Origin of the sequence: Tsukamurella soli, assembly GCF_039541155.1 — a bacterium.
Classification (GTDB): Bacteria; Actinomycetota; Actinomycetes; order Mycobacteriales; family Mycobacteriaceae; genus Tsukamurella; species Tsukamurella soli.
The window spans coordinates 54,234-75,437 of record NZ_BAABFR010000009.1; the positions used below are offsets into that span (position 1 = coordinate 54,234).

Annotated in this window: 23 protein-coding genes and 1 pseudogene; 11 read left to right on the forward strand and 13 right to left on the reverse strand. The window is 71.5% G+C overall.

From position 1 onward, the window contains the following. Positions 1-34: 34 nt before the first annotated feature. Positions 35-862, forward strand: a complete 828-nt coding sequence (gene ku, locus ABD908_RS04690; protein WP_344991583.1) for a non-homologous end joining protein Ku — start codon at positions 35-37, stop codon at positions 860-862. Between the two features lie 25 nt (positions 863-887). On the opposite strand, the gene ABD908_RS04695 is transcribed toward ku, so the two are convergent. Next, the gene (locus ABD908_RS04695) at positions 888-1,748 is read right to left on the reverse strand and encodes a sigma-70 family RNA polymerase sigma factor (protein ID WP_344991586.1); all 861 of its coding nucleotides are present in this window, start codon (positions 1,746-1,748) and stop codon (positions 888-890) included. Between the two features lie 120 nt (positions 1,749-1,868). Between ABD908_RS04695 and ABD908_RS04700 the strand changes: the two genes are divergently transcribed. Further along, positions 1,869-2,699 carry an SDR family oxidoreductase gene (locus tag ABD908_RS04700; protein WP_344991589.1) on the forward strand — a complete coding sequence of 277 codons (831 nt, stop codon included), beginning with the start codon at positions 1,869-1,871 and terminating at the stop codon, positions 2,697-2,699. Further along, positions 2,696-2,977, forward strand: a pseudogene (locus ABD908_RS27575) (NAD(P)H-binding protein); the annotation flags it as partial. The gene ABD908_RS04700 and the pseudogene ABD908_RS27575, both read left to right, overlap by 4 nt. 88 nt (positions 2,978-3,065) lie before the next feature. Here ABD908_RS27575 and ABD908_RS04705 read toward each other — a convergent pair. From ABD908_RS04705 to ABD908_RS04720, 4 genes are read right to left on the reverse strand one after another with little or no spacing between them, the layout of a single operon-like run. Further along, positions 3,066-4,637 (reverse strand): APC family permease, encoded by a 1,572-nt coding sequence (locus ABD908_RS04705; protein WP_425584343.1) that lies wholly within the window; start codon positions 4,635-4,637, stop codon positions 3,066-3,068. Continuing rightward, positions 4,634-5,215 carry a TetR family transcriptional regulator gene (locus ABD908_RS04710; protein ID WP_344991592.1) on the reverse strand — a complete coding sequence of 194 codons (582 nt, stop codon included), beginning with the start codon at positions 5,213-5,215 and terminating at the stop codon, positions 4,634-4,636. Before ABD908_RS04710 ends, ABD908_RS04705 begins: the two co-directional genes overlap by 4 nt. 33 nt (positions 5,216-5,248) lie before the next feature. Then, positions 5,249-6,130, reverse strand: coding sequence for an SDR family oxidoreductase (locus ABD908_RS04715; protein WP_344991595.1), 882 nt, complete (start codon positions 6,128-6,130; stop codon positions 5,249-5,251). A 39-nt stretch (positions 6,131-6,169) separates the two neighbouring features. After that, complete coding sequence (locus ABD908_RS04720; protein WP_344991598.1) at positions 6,170-7,120, reverse strand: DMT family transporter; 951 nt, start codon at positions 7,118-7,120, stop codon at positions 6,170-6,172. A 105-nt stretch (positions 7,121-7,225) separates the two neighbouring features. On the opposite strand from ABD908_RS04720, the gene ABD908_RS04725 reads away from it, so the two are divergent. Then, a complete protein-coding gene (locus ABD908_RS04725) occupies positions 7,226-8,206 on the forward strand; it encodes a LysR family transcriptional regulator (protein ID WP_344991601.1) in 981 nt (326 codons plus the stop codon). On the opposite strand, the gene ABD908_RS04730 is transcribed toward ABD908_RS04725, so the two are convergent. Next, positions 8,151-9,542, reverse strand: coding sequence for an MFS transporter (locus tag ABD908_RS04730; protein ID WP_344991604.1), 1,392 nt, complete (start codon positions 9,540-9,542; stop codon positions 8,151-8,153). The genes ABD908_RS04725 and ABD908_RS04730 overlap by 56 nt on opposite strands. A 40-nt stretch (positions 9,543-9,582) precedes the next feature. Next, positions 9,583-10,062, reverse strand: a complete 480-nt coding sequence (locus ABD908_RS04735; RefSeq protein ID WP_344991607.1) for a MarR family winged helix-turn-helix transcriptional regulator — start codon at positions 10,060-10,062, stop codon at positions 9,583-9,585. Positions 10,063-10,124: 62 nt separating this feature from the next. Here ABD908_RS04735 and ABD908_RS04740 point away from each other — a divergent pair, with 62 nt between their 5' ends. Further along, entirely contained in the window at positions 10,125-11,192 is a 1,068-nt protein-coding gene (locus tag ABD908_RS04740; RefSeq protein ID WP_344991612.1) for an amidohydrolase family protein, read from the forward strand. 100 nt (positions 11,193-11,292) lie between these two features. Continuing rightward, positions 11,293-11,658: a helix-turn-helix domain-containing protein gene (locus ABD908_RS04745; RefSeq protein ID WP_344991615.1), complete on the forward strand. Its 366-nt coding sequence runs from the start codon at positions 11,293-11,295 to the stop codon at positions 11,656-11,658. A 17-nt stretch (positions 11,659-11,675) separates the two neighbouring features. Here ABD908_RS04745 and ABD908_RS04750 read toward each other — a convergent pair whose 3' ends face one another. After that, complete coding sequence (locus ABD908_RS04750) at positions 11,676-12,695, reverse strand: adenylate/guanylate cyclase domain-containing protein (RefSeq protein WP_344991618.1); 1,020 nt, start codon at positions 12,693-12,695, stop codon at positions 11,676-11,678. A 31-nt stretch (positions 12,696-12,726) separates the two neighbouring features. On the opposite strand from ABD908_RS04750, the gene ABD908_RS04755 reads away from it, so the two are divergent. The 3 genes from ABD908_RS04755 (at position 12,727) to ABD908_RS04765 (ending at position 15,208) form a co-directional block, all read left to right on the forward strand. Continuing rightward, the gene (locus ABD908_RS04755; protein WP_344991621.1) at positions 12,727-14,118 is read left to right on the forward strand and encodes an L-serine ammonia-lyase; all 1,392 of its coding nucleotides are present in this window, start codon (positions 12,727-12,729) and stop codon (positions 14,116-14,118) included. A gap of 209 nt (positions 14,119-14,327) precedes the next feature. Then, the gene (locus ABD908_RS04760; protein WP_344991623.1) at positions 14,328-14,768 is read left to right on the forward strand and encodes a hypothetical protein; all 441 of its coding nucleotides are present in this window, start codon (positions 14,328-14,330) and stop codon (positions 14,766-14,768) included. A gap of 32 nt (positions 14,769-14,800) precedes the next feature. Next, a complete protein-coding gene (locus ABD908_RS04765; protein WP_344991626.1) occupies positions 14,801-15,208 on the forward strand; it encodes an NUDIX hydrolase in 408 nt (135 codons plus the stop codon). Positions 15,209-15,231: 23 nt separating this feature from the next. Here ABD908_RS04765 and ABD908_RS04770 read toward each other — a convergent pair whose 3' ends face one another. After that, complete coding sequence (locus ABD908_RS04770) at positions 15,232-16,143, reverse strand: alpha/beta hydrolase (protein ID WP_344991629.1); 912 nt, start codon at positions 16,141-16,143, stop codon at positions 15,232-15,234. Between the two features lie 57 nt (positions 16,144-16,200). Between ABD908_RS04770 and ABD908_RS04775 the strand changes: the two genes are divergently transcribed. After that, entirely contained in the window at positions 16,201-16,665 is a 465-nt protein-coding gene (locus ABD908_RS04775) for a MarR family winged helix-turn-helix transcriptional regulator (protein WP_344991632.1), read from the forward strand. 33 nt (positions 16,666-16,698) lie between these two features. On the opposite strand, the gene ABD908_RS04780 is transcribed toward ABD908_RS04775, so the two are convergent. Beyond that, a complete protein-coding gene (locus tag ABD908_RS04780) occupies positions 16,699-17,580 on the reverse strand; it encodes a LysR family transcriptional regulator (protein WP_344991635.1) in 882 nt (293 codons plus the stop codon). A gap of 287 nt (positions 17,581-17,867) precedes the next feature. Between ABD908_RS04780 and ABD908_RS04785 the strand changes: the two genes are divergently transcribed. Next, positions 17,868-18,176, forward strand: a complete 309-nt coding sequence (locus ABD908_RS04785; RefSeq protein ID WP_344991638.1) for a hypothetical protein — start codon at positions 17,868-17,870, stop codon at positions 18,174-18,176. Here the strand turns inward: ABD908_RS04785 and ABD908_RS04790 are convergent. The 3 genes from ABD908_RS04790 to ABD908_RS04800 all read right to left on the reverse strand — a co-directional run bounded on the left by ABD908_RS04790 (position 18,139) and on the right by ABD908_RS04800 (position 21,130). Further along, a complete protein-coding gene (locus ABD908_RS04790) occupies positions 18,139-18,750 on the reverse strand; it encodes a recombinase family protein (protein WP_344991640.1) in 612 nt (203 codons plus the stop codon). The two genes, ABD908_RS04785 and ABD908_RS04790, sit on opposite strands and share 38 nt — an antisense overlap. 125 nt (positions 18,751-18,875) lie before the next feature. Next, a complete protein-coding gene (locus ABD908_RS04795; protein WP_344991643.1) occupies positions 18,876-19,598 on the reverse strand; it encodes a hypothetical protein in 723 nt (240 codons plus the stop codon). Then, positions 19,595-21,130: a MarR family transcriptional regulator gene (locus ABD908_RS04800; RefSeq protein ID WP_344991646.1), complete on the reverse strand. Its 1,536-nt coding sequence runs from the start codon at positions 21,128-21,130 to the stop codon at positions 19,595-19,597. Before ABD908_RS04800 ends, ABD908_RS04795 begins: the two co-directional genes overlap by 4 nt. Between the last annotated feature and the right edge of the window lie 74 nt (positions 21,131-21,204).

Genomic DNA, 21,204 nt, shown 5'->3' on the forward strand with positions numbered 1-21,204 from the left:
CGCATTCGGCGGCTTCAGCGGTCACAATGGCCACATGCGCGCCATGTGGACGGGAGAGCTGTCCTTCGGGCTGGTCAACGTGCCGGTCAAGGTGTACTCGGCCATCGAGAGCCATGATGCCCGCTCGCACCAGGTCGACTCGAAGGACGGGACCCGGATCCGCTACAAGCGGGTCCGCGAGGGCACCGACGACGAGGTCGAGTTCGCCCAGATCGCCAACGCCTACGAGTCGGAGGCTGGGGACTCCGTGGTGCTCACCAAGGACGACATCAAGTCCATGCCGGTGGAGAAGCACCGCGAGATCGCCGTCACGGAGTTCGTGCCGCGCACCGACATCGACCCCATCATGTTCGACCGCCCGTATTACCTGGAGCCCTCGTCCAAGTCGCCGAAGGCGTACATCCTGCTGCGCCAGGCGCTCCAGGAGACCGACCGCCTGGCCATCTGCACGTTCACACTGCGCAGCCGCACGCGCCTGTGTGCGCTGCGCGTGGTGGGCAACGTGATGGTGCTGCAGACGCTCCTATGGCCCGATGAGATCCGCGTGCCCGAGTTCCCCGCCCTCAGCGAGGACGTGAAGATCCGGCCGCAGGAACTGGCGATGGCGGCGTCGCTGATCGACTCGATGGCCACCGACTTCGACCCCGACGCCTACGAGGACGACTATCAGGCGCAGCTGCACCTGCTCATCGAGGCGAAGGCGACGGGCGGGCAGGCCTTCCCCGAGGAGCCCGAGGAAGCGGGCGACGAGGACGACGAGGTCGCCGACCTGCTGGCCGCCCTGCGCGCATCCGTGAAGGCCCGCGAGGGCGCGGACGGTGCCGGCGGCAGGTCCGGCGCCCGCCGCCGCGCGGCGGGATAGCGGAAGACCTCGACAGCAGCCGGGCTCACTCGCGGTCGCTGCCGAGAACGGTGGGATCGACGGTCGCGGCGATGGATTCGACGAGCCCGTCGCGGGTATGCAGGACCAGCGTCGCGAACCACCGGACACCGTCGAACGCGTACACGGTGTGCCCCGCCGCGGTGAGCGCGGCTCCGTGCAGGAAGCCGCGCAGGTTGGTGGCGACCGCCACGGCACCGCGGTTGACGATCGGGGGCGCGCCCGTCGTGAAATCCGCCCGGCCCCAGGCGTCGGCGTGCAGAGTCGCGACGAGCGACGCGACGTCGCCGGTCGCACACGCGGAGAGGAATGCCGTCACCGCGGCATCGCCCGGACGCCCGGGATCGGTGGTCCGCAGCGGAGGTTCCGACGCGAGGCGCCGGCGGGCGCGGCTCGCCTGTTGCCTGGTCGCGGCGGCCGAGCGGCCCGTGATCTCGGCGATCTCGGCGAAGGTCAGCGCGAACGCGTCGTGCAGCACGAAGGCGACGCGCTCCTCCGGGGTGAGTCGGTCGAGCACGACGTACAGGGCGGCGCGCACGGAGTCGTCGAGCGTGATCCGGTCCGCCGGGTCGGCGGCGGTGTGCAACCCCCGTTCGACGGTGGGGGAGTCGGCGGGGTGCTCGCGCCGCGTCGCCGCCGCCTTGAGGTGGTCGAGGCAGATTCTGGCCGTGACCGCGCTCAACCACGCGGCGGGCGCGGCGACCTCCCGGGCCGCGGCGAACCTGGCGAAGGCCTCCTGGACGGCGTCCTCCGCGATGTGCCGGTCGCCGACGATGCGGTTCGCCAGCCCGACGAGCCGGATGCGCTCCGCGTGCCACGCCCGCCCGAACTCGTCCTGTGCCCCGCCGGGTGTCCCGATCACGTCCATACCGGACCGACGATATCGGGCGCGAGAGTGTGACACCGCGCCCGCTCGTCACATTCTCGGCGGCCACCTCGTCTGCACCGATGTCGGCGGGGTCGTCCCGCCCGGTGATGGGAGACGATGATGCGGGTTCTGGTGACGGGTGCGACCGGCACGGTGGGACGGACGGTGATCCGCGGACTGACCGGTGCGGGCGCCGAGGTCAGGGCGGTCAGCCGGCGGGGGGCGGGCGACCTGGCCGTCGCCGATGTGGTGCCCGAGTGGGAGGCGGGTGTCGATGGTGTCGATGCGATCTTCGTGCACCCCCGGGCGGTGGGTCTCGACGCGGGCCGGCTGGTCGCCCGGGCGGAGGCGGCGGGCGTGCGGCGCCTGGTGGTGATGTCGGCGGTCAATGTGGACACCCCGGATCATCTGCAGCCGTCGCGGGTGCGGGGGGACCGCAACCGGGAGGTCGAGGCGGCGGTGGTCGCCTCGGCGCTGCCGTCCACGGTGCTGCGATGCGATGTGTTCGCGTCCAACACGTTCGGAACGGTGGGCGCGCAACTGCGCCGCTCCGATGTGGTGCGCGGCGCCTTCCCGCGTGTCGCGGAACGGCTGATCGACGAGCGGGACATCGGCGATGTGGCGGTGGCGGCGCTGCTCGATCCCCGGTGGGCGGGCCGCCGGCTCGAATTGACCGGGCCCGAGGCGCTGACCCTGCCCCGGGTGGTGGACGTCGTCGGCGCCGTGACGGGCCGCCACCTCTCGTTCGAGGAGGTGCCGCGTGCGGTGGCGGCCGCGGCGCTCGTGGCGGCAGGTCTACCGAAGGACTTCGCGGACAGCTACTTCGCGATGCTCGCCGAACAGGGCGATCGGTACTCGACGCCGAGTGGTGACGTCGCCGCGGTCCTCGGACATCCCGCCCGAGACTACGCCGGCTGGGTGGCCGACCACCGGGAGGTGTTCGCGGCATGAGAATCGCGATCATCGGGGCGTCGGGTGGCGTGGGGCGGCACCTCGTCGCGCAGGCACGCGAGCGAGGGTACCGGATCACGGCCGTGGTACGCGCTCCCGCCGCGTTCACAGCCCCACCGGATGTCCGGGTGATCGGACTCGACGTGCGCGCCGCGGCACCGTCGGACCTCGCCGGCGGGCTCGACGGTGCCGTCGCCGTGCTGTCGGCGCTCGGCCGGCGGGGGCGTGCGGACGCCGGTGTGCTCGCGGAGGGGACCGCGGCGCTGCTCGCCGCGATGGACCGCGCAGGGTCGGCCGGTTCGTCGGCATCAGCGCCGCGCCGGTGGCGACCACTCCGTCGCCGGAGCGGCACACCGTCGGTGTGGGCTACTGAGACAGGTCGCGCTCGTCCGCCCGCCGCGGCAGGGTCTGGCCGCGGAAGAACGCGGGCCGCACGGCCCACCACACCACCATCAGCACCACGCCCAGCAGCATCCCGCCCACCCCGACCACGGCCACGGCACCGATTCCGAACACGGTGACGTTCGCGCTGCCGTCGGTGAGCCACGACGGCTTCGCGTACTGGATCAGCCCGTATACGAACACCACCGTCAGGACGATGCCGCCGAGCAGCGGGATCACCCCGCGCATCACGAAGTCGCGCGGAGTCCGGGTGAGGGTCCTGCGGTAGAACCACACGCACGCGAATCCCGTGAGGCCGTAGTAGAAGGCGATCATCAGGCCGACCGAACCGATCAGCGCGGTCAGCAGATTCGCGCTGATCGCGGTGAACAGCAGGTAGAAGGCGATCGACGCCCCGCCCATGGCCACGGTCGACACGGTCGGCGTGAAGAATCTCGGGTGCACCCGGGCGAACGACTCCGGCAGCGCCCGGTACACACCCATCGCGAGGGTGGTGCGGGCCGTGGGCAGGATCGTGGTCTGCGTCGACGCCGAGGCCGAGGCGAGGATCGACGCCGACAGCAGCAGCAGCCCGACGTGCCCGATCGCACTGTGCCCGAACAGGACCGGCCCCAGCGAGGAGAACACGTCCGCCGAGTCGGCCGGATTTCCCAGCCCGACCCCGGTGGTCCCCACGCCCGCGAACGCGACCGAGGCGGTGGTGACCACGGCGTAGGTGGCCAGCAGCAGCACCGTCGAGACGACCGCGGCCCGGCCGGGGGTACGGCCGGGATCGTCGGTCTCCTCGTTGCATGCGACCGCGCTGTCCCAGCCCCAGTAGATGAAGATCGTGGTGAGCACTGCAGGCGCCGTCACGTTGCCGAAATCCATTCCGCTGGGCCAGAACCACGACCACGACGGGTGCAGCGAGTATGGCATCGCGTGCCCCGAGTACACCCGCACCAGAGCGACCGCGGAGAGGACGATCAGCACCACCACCTCGAAGCTCAGAAGGAGGTACTGCAGCCGCGCGGACACCTCGATGCCGCGGTAGCAGATGTACGTCATCACCACGATCCAGATCACGCCGGCCACCGTCGACCACAGCGTGCTGGACGACAGGTGTGCAGCGGAGTGCCAGCCCAGGTCACCGGCGAAGGTGAACGAGTACGAGCCTGCGATCTGCGCGAGGTTCGCCATCACGATGACGTCGGCGGCCACCACCCCCCACCCGCCGAGCCACCCGACCACCGGCCCGAACGCGCGGGTGGCCCACGTGAAGGTGGTGCCGCAGTCGGGCTCGGCCTTGTTCAGCTCCTGATACGCGACCGCGATCAGGTACATCGGGATGAACGAGATGAGCACGACGGCCGGCGCCTTCACACCTGCCAGGAGGTGGCCGCTGGTCGCGACGATCAGCCCCAGAGTGGCGGCCAGGCTGTACGCGGGTGCCGTCGACGCCACACCCACCACGATCGACGCGAGCAGCCCCAGCGCGCCGCCGCGTAGCCCCTTCGCCTCGACCGCGTCGCCGGCGGGCAGATCGGTCTGCGTCACGGTGCCTCCAGTGAGCGGGTCCGTCCGTCGGACACGACGCGCCGCAGCGCGGCGAATGCCTCGCGGATGGTGTCGGGCAGGCGATCCGGTGTCTGGTGGCCGCGGGTGAACCCGACCTTGAACGCCGCGACGCCGGCCTCCGCGAGCACCTCGGCGTCACCGTCGGGCAGCACCGCGGTGAGCTCGGCGGCGACGGCCCGCCCGAGCCGGTCCATCTTGAGCAGTTCCCGCTCGCGGAGCGATTCGTCGGCGTCCACCACCCGCTGGCGCTCTGCGACGAAGGCGCCGCGCTCCGCGAACCCCGCCGCGGCGGCGATGAACGCGGCCTCCAGTGCGGAGCTGGGCGACCGGATGGACAGGCCGGCCCGCACGTCGGCGACGATCGACTCCACAAAGGCGTCCTGCCCGAAGAACAGCACCTCCTTCTTGTCGGCGAAGTACCGGAAGAAGGTGCGCTCCGTCAGCCCCGCCGCCGCGGCGATCTCGGCTGCCGTCGTGCGCTCGAATCCCCGCTCCGCGAACAGCTCCAGCGCCGCGGCCGCGAGGCGGTCCGCGGTGCCCGGCTGCCATCGTCCCATCGGGTCAGCGTACTTCGCCCGTCCCGGGCCGGCTCACCTCTGGAAGTCGGCGAGGTCCGTGAGCAGTCCCGGCCCCGTCGGACGCCAGCCGAGGGTCTCCTGCGTCCACGCGCTCGATGCGGGGGCGTCGAGGCCGACCGCGGCGGCGAGGAAGCCGAACTGGGCCTGCGCGTCCTCGTCGGGCACGGGCCGGGCGGGCAGCCCGAAGCGGACTCCGATGGTCTCGGCGATGTCGCGCAGCGCCAGTCCCGGGTCGCCGACGGCGTGGTATGCCGTGCCGGCTTCGCCCTTCTCGGCGGCCATCCGGAACAGTCGCGCCGCGTCCGAGACGTGCACGGCCGGCCAACGCTGCGTGCCGTCGCCGAGGTATCCCGACACACCCGTGCGCCGGGCACAGTCGACCAGGACGCTCGCGAATCCGCCCTTCCGCTCGTTGTGCACCGACGGGGCCAGCCGCACCGCCGTGGCCCGGACGCCGCGCTCGGCGAGGGCGAGCGCGGCCGACCACCCGGCGCCGCGCGGCGTGGAATCCGCCGTCATGGTGTCGGTTTCGAGGGCCGGCCGGCCCGGCGCGAGGCCCAGAGTGCCGGATGCGACGGTGAGCGGACGCCCGGTCCCGGCGAGGGCGTCGCCCATGGCATCGATGGCCGCGGCCTCCACCCGTGCGGAATCCGCGAACTGCGAGAAGTCGTGGTTGAACGCGAGGTTGATCACCCCGTCGGACCGCCCGGCCGCATCGCGGAGCAGGTCGACCTCCTCGATGGTGCCGCGCACGACCTCGGCGCCGAGGCCGGCGACGGTGGCTGCGGCGGCGTCGGAGCGGGCCAGGCCGAGCACCTCGTGCCCGGCCGATCGCAGCTCGGCCACTACGGCCGAGCCGATGAACCCCGATGCTCCGGTGACGAAGAAACGCATGCGTGATGCCTCCTGTGTGAGGGTGCGACCAGCCCGATGTCAGTCGCTGACATCAACTGTAGCGCTGATGTCAGCTGCTGTCGTCACCTCGCGTCGGCGCGGCAGGCGCAGCCGGGCGACCGCGACGCCGGCGAGGCAGAGGGCGCCGCCGAGCCAGCCTGCGGCGCTGGGGGTCTCGGACAGGAGGAGCCACGACTCGAGGATCGACAGCGCCGGCACCGCGTAGCTGGACGAGGCGGTGACTCCGGCCGGCGTGTGTGCCAGCGCATACGCCCACAGCAGGAAGGCCGCCGCCGTCGGCGCGAGGCCGAGGTACACGACGGCGACGGTGTCGCCGACCGGTGCGGCAGCCAGCTCCCGGACCAGTCGGGGCGCGTACGGCAGCAGCACGATTGCACCGACGGTGGCGCCGAGCGCGGTCGCGGTCAGGGGATCGGTATCCCGCAGCGAGAGCTTCTGTGCCACCACACTGATCCCGTACAGCAGCGCGGCCGCGACCGCGAACGCGACCCCGACGCCGTCGCGGCGCCCCGAGCCGGAGAAGGCGATCACCGCGGCGCCGCCGAAGCTGATCGCGATGCCCACCATCAGCAGCGGCGGGAAGCCCTCGCGCAGCACCGCACCGGCCAGTACCGCCACGACGATCGGCGCGATGTTCACCAGCAGCGCGGTGGTGCCCGCGTCGAGGTGTCGCTCGGCCGCGTTCACCAGCACCGTGTACACCGCGAACCACAGTGCGCCGTACGCGCCGATCAGCCAGAGCGCGCGGCCGCGTGGCAGGGCGTCGCGCAGTGAGCGGTCGGTGCGGGCCAGGTGCCAGGACCACACCGCGAGTAGTAGGGAGGCGCCCACCAACAGGCGACCCTCGGCCATCGGCGCCGGGGCGACGCGGGGGCCGATCGCGCGGATCACCACGAACGCCGATGACCACATCGCCATGACGGCGACCAGCGCGAGTGCGGGCAGGGGGATCGGGATGCGGCGGGCCATGTGTCAACCTTTGCCCACGAAAAACATAAGCACAAGCGATAATCAGTCACCGATCATTCAGTAGAGCTAAAGTGGTGGTGCTGACACTTCGTCGTGGAGGAACCGATGATCGACACGCACCGCCTCATGATCTTCCGTTCGGTCGTGGCCTCGGGGTCGGTGAACGGCGCCGCCGCGGTGCTGGGATACACGCCGTCCGCGGTCTCCCAGCACGTCGCGGCCCTGCAGCGCGAGACCGGCCTCAAGCTGCTCGAGCGCGTGGGGCGCGGCATCGAGCCCACCCCCGCCGGCCGGGTGCTCGCCGCCGAGGCTGCGAAGGTGATGGCGCAGATCGACGCGCTGGGCGCCACCGTCGACGACCTGCGCGCCGGGACGGCGGGGCGCCTCACGATCAGCGGCTTCTCGTCGGCGGGCACGCACTGGATGCCCGACGTGATCGCCGAGCTGACAACCGAGTTCCCGCAGACCCGGGTGCTGCTGCGGATCGAGGAGGAGACCACCGACATCGAGCGGGACCGGCCCGACATCGCGCTCGTCGTTCGGCTGCACGGCGGCCCGCGGCCGGGTGCGGGCACGGGCACGCTGGTCCGGATCGGGCACGCGGTGCCGTCGGGCTACACCGAGCATGCCGTGGTCACGGAGCCCTACGTCGCGGTGCTGCCCGCGGGACACGAACTCGCCGTGGACGCCGACGGCGGCGCGCGGGCGTGGGTCGACCTCGCCGAGCTCGCGCCCTACCGCTGGGTCGACAACGACGTGCGGCAGGGTCCGTGCCGGCAGTCCGTCCTCGATGCCTGCGCCGCAGCGGGTTTCACGCCCAAGTTCGTCGTCGAGACCACGGACTATCCGGCAGCACTGCGCTTCGTGGCCCGCGGGATCGGCCTCACGGTGCTGCCCCGCCTCGGCGCCACGGAGCTGCCTGCCGGCACGGTCGCCCTACCGGTGCGCAACCCCACCCCGGAACGCGCTATCTGCGCGCTGGTCAAGGACTCCGAATCGCAGAACCCGGTGGTGATCCGCGCGCTCGCGCTCATCCGGGCATTCGCGGTCGCCGGCTCCGTCGACGGGACGGCGGAGTCGGCGTAGGCGATCGGCCGCCCGGTCGCAGGCGCGTCGCGACGACCGCAGCGAAAACCGCGGACACCACCGGCACCGCCATCGTTGCGGCGAAACCGGTTGCGCTCGCGGGCTCTGCGGCCGCGGCTCGCGCGAACGGCGCGAACACCGCACCGGACAGGGCGATGGTCACCGTCGTGCCCACTGCCTCCGCGAGTTTGAGCGCACCAGAGCCGGCGCCCTGTTCGCGGTCCGTGCTCAGCGACAGCACCAGGACCGACGCTGACGGGTACGCGAGTCCCATCCCGAAGCCGCCCGCCGCCCACATGACGAACACCACCGGCCAGGGCGCCGATACCGCGAGACACCCGGCCACGCCGACCAGGGTCACCGCGACGATGCCGCACCCCAGCAGCGCCGCCCGGTGCCGCGCCCTACCCCGGTCGGGCACCCGGCCCTGCAGCGCCGCGGCCGCCGCCCACGCCAGCGCCGCACCCGTGAGCACCGAGCCCGCGGCGAACGGGGACATCCCCTTGGCCGAGACCAGGTACAGCGGCAGATACACCTCGGCGGCGAAATACCCGCCCGCCACCAGGAGGTTCATCAGGACCACGGCCGGGAGCCCCGGCGCACCGCGCAGCGTGCCCGGCGGCAGGAGCCTGCGGGTGGCGACCGCCGCGATCGCCAGGCACCCGAGGCTCAGCGCCAGGAAGTCCGCCCCCGCGTGCGGCGCCGCGAACTGCAGGACGGTGGTGCTGCCGGCGGCGACCGCAGCGGGCAGCACCAGGCGCCCCGTCGGAGCGGGATCGGAGCGGTAGGCGCCCTCGTCGAGCCCGACGGTGGCGCGCAGAGTCGCGGCAGTCGCCAGCAGCGACAGCGGCGCCAGTGCCAGGAACACCCACCGCCAGCCGATCGTGTCGGCCGCCAGCCCCGCGAGCGCGGGCCCCACCAGCGATGGCAGCACCCAGGCCGCCGAGAACGCGGCGAACAGCCGGGGGCGCGCGTCCGCCGTGATCAGCCGCCCCGCCATCGCGTAGAGCACGACCGACAGCAGCCCGCCGCCCGCTCCCTGCACCGCCCTACCGGCTGCGAGCACAGTCATCGTCGGCGCGCACCCCACCACCGTGAGCCCGGCCGCGAACAGGACGCCGCCCGCGAGCAACGGCGCCCGGACGCCGGCGCGGTCCACCCAGGGCCCGGCTGCGGCGACGGCGACGATGGTCGCCGCGAACTGGATCCCGAACGCCAGCGAGTACTCCGCTGTCGAATGCAGTTGCGCGGCGGCGCGTGGCAGGACCGTCCCCACCGCGAACGCTTCGAACGCGATGAAGCCGATCAGCGCGACCGAACCGACCCGGAACCACATCGCACAGACGCTAGTCATGCGCGTGCGCCACGGCCCGAGGCTAGGACGTGCGGGGCGGGTCGCGGTGCACCGGTGCGTCTTCGTCCATGACGATCAGCACTCGATGGAGAAGCTCGGCAGTCTCCTGGAGCAGGGACTCCTCGACGGTGTCGAGAGCGCGGCCGATCGCTACGGTCGCGGCGATTCCCGTCTCGTGGGCCGTGGCCTTCCCCTTCGGCGTGAGCCGGACGATGTGGCTGCGTGCGTCCGAGGGATCCGTCTCGCGTTCGATCACGCCGTCGTCGTGTAGTCGACGCAGGATGTTGCTGAGACCTCCGGTCGTGAGTAGTAGCCGCGACGAGAGCTCCCCGGGGCGGGCGCCGACATCGTCGCATTCGGCGAGTGCTCCGAGCACGTCGAGCTCACTGCGGGAGAGGCCGTGTTCATTGAGCACGCTCATGATGCGGCGGTCGAGCAGGGTCTGCAGGCGCACGGCGTGCTGGGCGAGGGAGAGCGAGACCTGCTCGCGGTGATCGTCCATGAAGGCAGTCTAGTCAGTATCTGTTGTGATAGCTTTTATAAAAGATAAATTGAGGGGGACTGATGACGACAGCGATCGAAGACGTGCGACTGTGCACGGGGTCGGGGTTGGGTGAGCCGCGTCGAGTGGTCTTCGACGGCGCGACGCTGCTTGCTGATTCGGCGGCGGCCGATGAGGTCGTCGATGGTGCCGGAGCGGTGGTGCTCCCCGGGCTGATAGACGCCCACATGCATATGGTGCTGGGCCGGGTCGACCTGGAGAACCTGGTGTACTGGGGCGTCACGACCGGTCTCGATATGGCGGCGTGGCCGGCGGAGTTCGTGAACGCGATGCGGCATGAGAAGGGGGTGGCGCAGATCGTCAGCGCCACGATTCCTGCGGTGGGTCCCGGTGGTAACCATGCGAAGATGCCGGGTTTCCCGGCGGACGGGATCGTGACGACTCCGCAGCAGGCGCGGGCGTTCGTCGAGCGACGGGTCGCCGATGGTGCCGACTACATCAAGATCGTCACGGAGGCCGCCCCGCCTGCGGGGATGGATCAGCCGACGGTGAATGCGATCGTTGCGGCGGCGCACGAGCACGGTCTACTGGTCGTCGCGCACTCGGTCACGACCGGTGCGTTCCGGGTGGCCATCGAGGCGGGGGTGGACGTGAGTACACACGCCCCGCTCGACGCCGTTCTCGACGATGAGTCCGTCGCGCGGATGCGGGAGACGGGGATGGTCTCGACTCCGACGCTGACGATGATGGAGGGCACGGCCGAGCTGTTCGCGGCCCGTGGTCTGCGCTATGAGAACGCGCGTGACAGCGTCACCAAGTTCCACGAGGCCGGGATACGGATTCTGGCCGGTACGGACGCGAACTCCGCACCGGGCGCGCCGTTCGGGCCCGAGCACGGGGAGTCGCTGCATCACGAGTTCGAGCTGCTCATCCAGGCGGGGCTCTCCCCGGTCGAGGTACTCGCGGCGGCGACGTCGCTTTCGGCGGATACCTTCTCCTTGAAGGATCGCGGTGTGATCGAGCCGGGCAGGCGTGCCGACCTGGTGCTCGTGGGTGGTGACCCGACGTCGGATGTCACCGCGACGCGCAACATCCGCGGCGTCTGGATCGGAGGGGAACGCATCCGGTAGGTACGACTGCAGCGCCGGGTGCGTCCGGGAGGCGAGACACACGGTTCGCCGAGCGTGAACGGACCCGCGTCGGTGGGGAGCGTCCGATAGAGTCGATCGCATGGCAGGCGCGGTAACCACGATCGATCAGACGCGGCAGGGCGGCAAGGCACGTCAGGCCGAGCCTGAACGAGCCGAGCGTCCCCTGCTGCGCGAGGTCTACGGCCGTGTCCTCCGACAGGAACGCACGCGGCAGGGCCGCACGCTCACCGAGGTCGCCGGCGCAGCCGGGGTGTCCACGCAGTACCTGTCGGAGATCGAGCGGGGCCGAAAGGAGCCGTCGTCCGAGGTGCTCGGCAGCGTGTGTGACGCACTCGGCGGGTCGCTGATCGAATTCGTCGGCGGTGTGCACCGCGAGTTGCTCGGCCGGCGCACCACCCCCGTCACGCTGGCCGCGGCCGACGGATCCACCCTCGCCGCCGCCTGAGCGGCGTCCCGGCACCGTCAGGTCTTCTGCCACCGCAGCAGATACGGGTGCACGGCCGAGAACCCGCGCGCCCGGTACGGGCGCAGGGTCTTCGTGTCCAGGTCCGGCTCGTCGGCGATGGCCTCCGCCATGACCCCGTCGACGAGGATCGTGCCGGGTCGCGCACCGCTGGTGAGCCGCGCGGCGAGGTTGACGACGTTGCCGAACACGTCCCCGAACCGGGTCAGCACCTCCCCGTAGGCAAGTCCCACCCGCAGCTCCGGCAGCGACACGTCGAGGTCCGCGAGCGCTGGAATGTCCTGCGGTTCCTGGAGGCGCAACGCGATCCGCGCGGCGTCTGCCGGATCCTCGGCGATGAACATCACCTCGTCGCCCACGCCCTTGACGATCCGCCCGTTGCCCGTGCGGATCACCTCGTGCATCGTCGCCTCGAAGGTGGTCACCAGGGTGTTGAGCTCACTGATCGCGAGGCCGCGGGACAGGCGCGTGTAGCCCACCATGTCGGCGAAACCCACCGCCATCGTCGCCGTGAGACCGTCGGCGCTGGGGGTGACGAGGCGGTGCACGGCGGCCGCGAGGTGGCGGCGCCACACCTGCCGCTGCACGTGGCTGATCCGCTCGACCATCTGCGACAGGCCGGAGGCCACCGCGGCGTCGCCGGACACCTCGGCCGCGTCGAGGTAGCTGCGGATCAGGGTGGCCTGCCACTCGGCGAGCCGGGACATCGCCTGGCCGACCGCCTGCGCCCCCGGAATCGTCGCGCTCTCGTCGATGAACCCGGAGAAGAACAGCTGCGCGATGTCCCGGACCAGCTCGACGTCCGACTCGGTGAACCGGGGGACGTCGGGGTCGCCGAGATCGGGGAAGCCGGCTGCCGACCACCAGACCTGCAGCTGCTCGGCCGAGATCCCGCCGAGGTCCGCGAGCTGGTTGAACGAGAACTCGCGGGCACCCGGCAACAGGACGCGGTCGACGTCGATACCACCCGGGTACGGCTGGGTCTGCTCCGGCGGATCCGGCCACTCCGCGTCGGTCATGTCTCCAACTCTAGAGGGCTAGATTCGACTTGTGACCATCAGCGTGTTCGACCTCTTCTCGATCGGTATCGGGCCCTCGAGCTCGCATACGGTCGGGCCGATGCGCGCCGCAGCGATGTTCGTCGCGGACACGCTTGCGCGTATCGCCGCAGAGGGCCGCGCGACCGCCGACATCCGGCGCGTGGACGTCGACCTGTACGGCTCCCTCGCCGCCACCGGCCGCGGCCACGGCACGCTGAACGCGGCGCTGCTGGGGCTCGAGGGAACCCGGCCGGAGACTGCCGACCCCGACCGCGTCGCGCGTCGGGGCGCCGAGATCGAGGCCACCCGTACCGTGCTCCTCGGCGGGGTCGCGCCCGTGCCGTTCTGCGCCGACGACATCGTCCTGCACCCGCTCACGGTGTTCCCCCGGCACACCAACGCGATGCGGTTCCGGATCACGTTCGGCGGCCCCGGTGCCGCCGAGACGGTCTACGAGGCCGTCTACTACTCGGTGGGCGGCGGATTCGTGGAGCGCGACGGTGACGACGGCCCCGGACCGCTGGCTGGCACCGTCGACGTCCCCTACGAATTCGACAGCGGCGCAGGGTTGCTCGCTCTCTGTGCGCGAACGGGCCGGACGGTGCCGCAGCTCGTGCTGGCCAACGAGGTCGCGCTCGGCCGGACGGAGGCCGAGGTTCGCGCCGGGGTGCTGCAGATCTGGGCGGTCATGCGGGCCTGCATCGAGCGCGGTTTCCATTCGGCGGGGATGCTGCCCGGCGGCCTCGGAGTGCCGCGCCGGGCGCCGGGCCTGCACAGCATGCTGGTGGGATCCGCCGGTGCCGACGCGATGGACTGGCTCAACGTCGCGGCGATGGCGGTCAACGAGGAGAACGCGTGCGGCGGTCGTGTCGTCACCGCGCCCACCAACGGCGCGGCCGGTGTGGTGCCCGCGGTCCTGTTCTACCTCCTGCTGTTCCACCCGCGTCTGCGGGAGCGAAGCGACGAGACCGTGGTCGACTACCTTCTCACGGCCGCGGCCATCGCGGTGTTGTACAAGGCGCGGGCGTCGATCTCCGGCGCGGAGGTCGGCTGCCAGGGCGAGGTGGGCTCGGCGTGCTCGATGGCGGCGGGCGCGGCGGCCCAGGTGCTCGGCGCCACGCCCGCGCAGGTCGAGAACGCCGCAGAGATCGGCATCGAGCACAACCTGGGCCTCACCTGCGATCCCATCGGCGGGCTGGTGCAGATCCCGTGCATCGAGCGCAACGCCATCGCGGCGGTCAAGGCGGTCAACGCGGCCCGGATGGCCCTGCACGGCGACGGCACCCACCGCGTGTCGCTGGACCAGGCGATCGAGACCATGCGGCAGACCGGCGCGGACATGCTGTCGAAGTACAAGGAGACGTCGCTCGGCGGGCTGGCGGTCAATGTCCCGGAGTGCTGACCGGGCGTGCCCATGGCAGGGCGCTGAAAGCCGGGTATGGACGGCGATCAACGAGGGTAGTGTGAGTTGAAGCACAGTTGTCCCTGATCCTGACAGCACGCGGCTTCAGTACCGGCCCTGGCCCCGCCGCCCTTCTGAAGCCTTCTCGATAAGGTCGGACGTCGACCCCGAGCGGTGTGTGGGCGTCCGGATCGTTGGCAGGATGATTCATGTCGATATCTCGTGGCCGGCCTCCTGGGCGATTCACCGAGCGGCCGATCACCGCGCTGATCGGCGCGGTTCTGCTGGGCGTGGCGGTCTGGTCGGTGGCCAAGGGGGTCGACGAGTCGATCGTCGGGGGCCTGACCGCGCCGTCGACGCCCAGCGGTGCCGAGTCGGCAGCCTCCGGGGGACCGTGGGCGGTCGTGTTCGTGGGATTGGGCGTCGCCGCGTTCCTGCTCGGGGCTCTGCTGCTCCTCGCCAACCTGCGGCCGCCGCTGGATGCGCCGGAACATGTTCCGGCGCAGTCTATCCGCCGTATTCGCCGGATCCGGCCAGGCCGGTGGGGCCTCGGCGCACGGCGCGCAGTCGGTGATCCGGAACGGGGCGGCGAGCACGAGCAGACCCACCGGGCCGCGTCACCGCGGGTAGCGGGTCGAACGCCCGAGTAGATCCGTTCGGACGACCTGCGTATTTTGGGCGCATGAACGTGCTGACGGTGTCCGCCGTGTGCTTCCGTGACGACGCCGGCCGCGTGCTCACTGTGCGCAAGCGCGGCACGCAGGCCTTCATGCTGCCGGGCGGGAAGCCGGAGCCGGGCGAGAGCGCGCTCGAGTGCGCGGTGCGCGAGGTCGGCGAGGAGCTCGGCGTGCAGCTCGACGGTGACGAGCTGCGCCTGGTGGTCGACTGGCGCGGGCCCGCAGCGAACGAGCCTGATACGGATATCGATTCGACCGTGTTCGCCACCGACCGACGTGTCGAGGCCACGGCGAACGCCGAGATCGTCGAGGTCCGGTGGATCGATCCCGCCGACCACGACGGCGAGCCGATCGCGCCGATGCTGGAGCTGTACCTGTTCCCCGAGCTGCGCCGCGCGGACGCCCTGCGCTGACCGGTGGCTACCTCCGCCGGTTGTCAGCCGGCCGCGTCCACATGTTGAGTGACGAACAGGGCCGCCCGGTCCAGTGCCCGGTCGGCCTCGTCGAGGACGCCGGTGAAGGACTGGAACACGTGCGGCACGTCGGCGGTCACGTCCAGGATCACGTCGACGCCCGCGTCCCGAGCCCGAGCCGCGACGCGGGTCGAGTCGTCCAGCAGTAGTTCGTTGGTCCCCACCTGCACGAGCATCGGCGGGAACCCGGTGAGGTCGGCGTACAGGGCGGGGCTCAGGAGCGGCTGGTGCGGATCCGCGCCTGCGGTGTACAGCTGTCCCGTCCGGACGAGGGCCTGCCGGGTGAAGATCGGGTCGATGCCGTCCTTCGTGGTCATGCTGGCGCCGCTGCGGGTCGCGTCGAGGCCGGGGGAGAAGGCGACGATCGCGGCCGGGAGCGGGAGGCCCGCCTCCCGCGCGCGGAGGCAGGTCGTCACGGTGAGGCCGCCGCCGGCCGAATCCCCTGCGAACACTATCGATTCCGGCGCGTGCCCGGCGTCCAGCAGCGACCGGTAGGCGGCGACGGTGTCGTCGATGCCCGCGGGGAACGGATGCTCGGGTGCGAGCCGGTAGTCCACCGACACCGATCGGATCCCCGTCCGTGCCACCAGCGCGGCGGTCAGCGACAGTGCGGTCTGCGGGGAACCGAGGGCGAACGCCCCGCCGTGGAAGTACAGGATCGTGCCCGGCCGCGGGCCGGCGTCGGGCTCGACCAGCAGCGCGGGACGTCCGCCCGCCGTGGTGTCGGTGGTCCGGATCCCGGGGGCGACCCGCATCTGCGCCATCAGGGCGGCGAACCCGTCACGCAGGTCGTGGACCGACGGCGGTGTGTCCGAACGGAAGTCGTCGGAACGCCGCAGCAGGGCGTCGATGGCGGCGCGCTGTTCTCTGCTCATCGGATGGGCTCCTGTCCACGATGTGTCTGCACGATGTATTCCGCTACAGTATATGCCATGGCAAGTAAACTACCAGATGTCGCGGAGGTCTTCTCCGACCTCGTCCGGTGCGAGACGCGGCTCTACAACGCCGTGGGCGAGCGCCTGCAGGAGGAACACGGGCTGACGACGGCGCAGTTCGAGTTCCTGCGCCACCTGCGTCGGCACCCCGGCGCCCGGGTGGCCGACCTGGCGGGCGTGTTCGCGATCGGCGTGGGTGCGGTGAGCAAGGGCGTGGATCGCCTGGAGCGCCGGGGATGGGTTGCGCGGCAGTCCAATCCCGACGACAGGCGGTCGTCGATTCTGGCGCTGACGCCGACCGGGCAGCGGCTTGTCGACGGTGCCGAGGAGACGTTCGCCCGGCGGCTGCACGAGTTGATCGGCGGCGCCGTGGACGGGCCGGGCGCGGCCGCCCTCGCCACCGCCCTCGCCGCACTGCGGGCCACGCTCGAGCGGGATCGGGTGGGTCTTCCCGCGGGCTGAACCGAGGCGGCGCGGCGGCGGAGTCCGTCGGAGCTATGCACGGATCTCGATGCGGCGCAGCGCGATGAGCGCGTCGAGGACGGCCCGTGCGGCGAGCGAGGGGGTGAGTGCCGTCTGCCACGCGACCCCCATCCGCCACGGCAGGGGGTGGTCGAGGCACCGCGCCGTCGGCGTCCCGGGCACCGACTCGGCGACCGAACGCGGCACCAGCGTGACCCCGAACCCCGACACCGCGAGCTGGATCGCGAATCCCTGGTCGGCCACCTCGATCACGCTGTCCCGCATCGGAATCGCTTCGTCCACGATCGCCCGCGTGCCCCAGCCGGGCGGGAAGTCCACGATCCGCTCGGCCGCGAGGTCGGCCAACCTGAACCAGCCCCCGGCGAGGCGGTGCTGTGCAGACGTCACCAGCACCAGGGGTTCGGCGGCCAACGGCTCCACCATGATGGACGGCGGCACCGTCGTGAATGCGCCCAGCGCGAGGTCCAGGCTGCCGTCCAGGAGCCCGGCGATATTGCCGGCCGTCCCGCGCGGATGCTGCCGCATCGCGATCGACACCCCGGGGTGTGCGCGGTGTACCTCGGCGAACGCGCGCGCGAGGTCGAAGCCGTGAACGTTCACGAGTGCCCCGACGACGACGGTGCCGGTCAGCTCGCCCGACGTGCTCGCCACGGCGTCTCGGACCCGCTGGCGCGCGGCGAGCGCGAGCCGCGCCGGGCCCACGGCGGCCTCCCCGGCGGGGGTGAGGTGGAGCGCCGTCGGGGTCCGGTCGAAGAGGCGCGTTCCGAGCTCGCGCTCGAGCTTCGCCACCGACGTCGACACCGCCGACTGCACCAGGTCGAGCGACCGCGCGGCCGCGGTGAAGGTGCCCTGTTCGCAGCACGCGACGAAGCACTCGAGCTGGCGAAGTTCCACGGGAACATCATCCTGCATGTTTGCCGGGACCGGGCGTGTTGGCCGCACGGGGACGGTGCTGGTCAGGGCGTCAGGCGCGTTGGTGGCGATCGGGCGCGGTTGGATCTACTGCGGACTGGCTGCGGACTGGCGGCCTGGACCTTCGCCCGGCCACCCGTCGGTCACGACGCGACCACCGTCTCGGTGTCGGCCCACGTGAGGAGCGCGCCGAGGTGGTTGCCAGTCTGCGGGAGTCAGGACTGTCCATCCGGGCCATCGCGGCGGCGACAGGGCATGGCGTAGCGACCGTGAAGCGCGAGCTCGATGCGGCAGGTGTTCCAAATGGAACACCTGAGCCGCAACCGATCACCGGCACCGACGGCAAGACGTACACCCCGAAGCCTCGCCCCGAGCCTGATCTTTCTGACGTGGACTGGGACGAGCCGCCCTACGGACCCGATACCGATGGCACCACACCGGAGAACGACTGGCTGGACACCGACGAGGTCGACGACCTCGACGGTGCGACGGAGATCGCGCCGGGGATCACCGCGGCAGACCTCGCGAATAGGGACCGCGCTACGCGGCGCCGGCCTCGGCGTCGTCGGCCGCTTTGACCAGCCGGTAGGCGGTCGCGCGGGAGACGCCGAAGGTCTCGGCGAGCGCGGCGACGGGCTCGCCGGCTCGCGCCATCCGCACGAGCTGCGCGGACTTGGCCGCGGTCAGTGCGGCGGGGCGGCCGACCGATTGGCCGCGGGCCTTACGGGCGTCCCGGGACGCTGCGCGCCGTTCCTTGCCGAGCTCGAGTTCCAGTTCGGCGAGCGAGGCCATGATCCCGAACACGGCGCGGCCGGTGGCGGTCGAGCTGTCGACACCCTCGCGGAGCGCGCGGACGACGATTCCGCGGGCCAGGAGGTCGGCGATGGTCGCCATGACCTCGGCGGTGCTGCGGCCGAGGCGGTCGACGCCGGTGACGATCAGGGTGTCGCCTTCGCGGGCGTAGGCGAGCGCCTGGGCGAGGCCGGGACGTTCGGTGCCGGCGGAGCCGGACAGCTTGTCGGAGAACACCTTGTCGGCCGGGACGCCTGCCGCGGTGAGCGCGTCGGCCTGCTGGTCGAGGGACTGGCTGACGGTGGAGACGCGGGCGTAGCCGATGGTGGCGGCGGCGGCGGGGGCGGTGGTGTTGCTCATGCATCCAGTGTCTCATAACTATCTCACTACCGCAATATCGAGACGGCACTTTTGATACATCTTCTGAGACAGGGCCACCTGCGGGTTCGGCGACGCCGAGCACGACTCAGACCGCCGTCTCGGAACTAAAGCTTTGAGACATCCTCGCCAGGGCCGACCACACCGCGCAGCACCGCGACCGCCGGCGCAAGCGCATCCGTGTCCGCCACGTCGTCGGCGGCGATCAACGCGTCGAGGCAGGCGAGGGTCTGCCGCGCGACCGCGACCCGCTCCGTGTCCGTCAGCGCACCAGTGGACGTCGGGTCGGTCATGTTCGTCTCCGTTCGATCAGTGGGTGGCGGCACGTCGGTCGACATGCCGCCGGTCGTCGCCGAGTCCGCGCCGCTACCGACGAGCGCAGCGGCGACCTCCGGATCGGTGCACATGAAGTGCGCGCGGTCGTCGCGGTCCCGGGCCTGCGCCACCCGTTCCTCGTCCGCCGTCGCCGCACAGGAGACCGCGGTCCGATCGTCCTCGGCCTGGCGGGCCCGCTCTCTGGAGATGCCGGCCCGGACAGTGTCGGGGCGGACGTGCAGCCACGCGGCGAGGTCGGTGGCCGTCCAGTCGTACCGCTCGTACAGCTCGAGCATCACCGCGTCGCGAGCGGCCCGCCACGCCTGCGACCCGTACCGGTGGACCTCGAACCGGGCGCGGTACCCGTCCAGCCACGCGGCGGCCTGCTGATCGGTCACGTCGTCGGCCGTCCCGCTGGTCGAGGGCTCCGCACGTGGCGGCGGCGCCGGGTAGCCGTTGCTCGGTCTCGCACCGCGCCTGGTGACCGTTCCGATTCTCCCGCTTCTATCGGTCATGCGGCCACCTCCTGCAGCACGGCTCGGCCAGCGGACGTCAGCGCGGCAACCCGCGCGGGTTTGGTCCCGTTCGGACGGGGCCGTTCCGGCTCGTCGTAGGTAACGACGATCAGCGCTTCCTGTGCCAGGTCGTGGACTACGTCGCGGAATAGGTCCGCTGGTTGTGGGACGAGGTCTTGGTGCCTGTAGCAGGAGCCGGTGGCCGCCGATTGGACCTTGGATAGACGGCGGGGTCCGTTCTTGAGGCCGCGGAGGATTGCGGTGCGCATCTTGGCCCGGATCTGGCTGAGCTGTTCGGCGGTGGCGTCCTCAGGGGCACACTGGCCGCTGGCCGCCGGGTGCGGCAGTGCACCGGGATCCGGTAGCTCGTTCCTCGAGCCGTCGGGGTTCGGCGGAGCGTCAGCGGAGACGGTTCCCGTCGGGACCTCGTTGCCGGGCGTGGTGGGTGCGGGCTCGCCGATCGGTTCCGGGGCGATCTTACGGCCGTCATCGTCCTTGGGCGCGGCCGCGAGGTACGTGCGGAGGCCGCGGCGATCCTGCGGTTGCCCGGACAGCCGGTAGGCGTCGAGGAACGCACGCCCCTCGGCCTCGAGCATGCCGGGCATGAGCTTGAGCGCCGTGCCCTTCGGGTCGAGCAGATCCGGGTAGTCGCCGGGGAGGCGGACCCGTGCGACGCCATTGCCGGCGTCGTACAGGGTGCGGCGGGGCGGCTCGTGGGGCGTCCGGCGCCCGAACGTGTGGGGCGTCCCCTCCTCAGCCGGCGGCGCGTCGACGACCCCTGCATCGACGACGAGAGCCGCCGGTGGGTCGGCGGGGGCGCCGGTCGACCCGCCGAAAAGATGCTCCAGGTCTGCGAGAGCGGAAACGTCGTCCTGGCTTTCGCGCGCACGCGCGTGCGCGTTGCCGGGCGTCGACCCCCGCGCGAGCTGATCTGTTGAAAGCTGATCTGTTGGTAGCTGATCTGATGGTAGGAACTGTGGTTCCGGTTGAGGCACCTCAAAGTGCCGGTTGACATACCCGAAAGTGCCGGTTGACCCGCCGCTCGACCGGCACTCCTGTTCCGGTCGACCTGCATGTCGACCGGCACTCTCGTTCCGGTTGACCTCTGGTGTCGACCGGCACTCCTGTTCCGGTTGACCCGACAGATTGGTGGGACCGTTCGCGGGGTCGACGGGACGGCGACCGGATTCGTTCGGGCTGAGCAGATCGCCGAGCGCATACGTCGACGCCCATTGCCTTCCGTCGCCGGCCCGACCGCCCTTGGCGACACGGACGATGACCCCTCGATCGACCAGGGTGACGAGCGCCTTACGCGCGGCGCGCTCGCTTAGTCCACTGACCCGGGCGAGCGCCTCGGCGCTGAGGTACGCGTTTCCACCAGCGGCGTCCGACCGGTTGAAGACCTCAATGAGCGCGTACCACTGGGCTCCGGTGATGCCCGGTGCGTGGGTGGTGTTCTTCAGCCACGCGTACTTGTTGAACTTGGCAGGCTTGCCTGCGCGGCCCGTGGCGGTAGGTGCGTCGTCGCTCATGCTGCCCTCCGTCGCTGGGGCCGCGAGGCGGCCCGCGCTTGGCGGGCGGCGCGCGCGCGGTCGGGGACTGCCCG